This window comes from Bacillus sp. FG16 (assembly GCF_057809515.1).
On the sequence record NZ_JBMDKC010000306.1, the window covers coordinates 1 to 574 of the forward strand.

Genomic DNA, 574 nt, shown 5'->3' on the forward strand with positions numbered 1-574 from the left:
ATATCTGTAAGAAATTATCGGAGAGAAATATATTTATGGTGATGGGGTATCGCCGATTTGGAAAAAGAAATAAAGAAGTACCAAAAAGCCAATTTAAATATGTAGAAGAAATGAATGCATTCGTTTGTCCGATGGGGTGTATTTTAGAGTATGCGACAACGGATCGTGAAGGATATCGTAAATATAAATCGAAGCCAGAAGACTGCGCTGTTTGTCCGCTACGTGAGGTATGTTTTTCAAAGAAACAAAAACAAAAAGTTATCACTCATCATATATGGGAGAAATATAAGGATATCGCTAGAAAAAACAAACTAACAGTTACAGGGAAAAAGTTGTACAAAGTACGCTGTTCAACTATAGAGCGAAGCTTTGCAGACGCCAAAGAACTACATGGCTATCGATATGCTCGATTTCGAGGGCTGAAGTCTGTCCAAATGCAGGCTTATCTCACCGCAGCTTGTCAAAACATGAAAAAAATAGCCCTCCATCTGACCAAAAAAGGTCTGGTGGAGGGCTATTTTTTTTGAAACTCTATTATTTTATGTTGTTTTTATTCGCTAAAATCAAAATGATT

1 protein-coding gene is annotated in these 574 nt (G+C 36.4%); it reads left to right on the forward strand.

What is annotated here, in order from left to right; translation table 11 throughout:
• Positions 1 to 527, forward strand: a 527-nt coding sequence (locus tag ACODS7_RS32440) for a transposase (protein ID WP_488828671.1), incomplete at its 5' end; no start/stop codon positions are given.
• Positions 528 to 574: the final 47 nt, after the last annotated feature.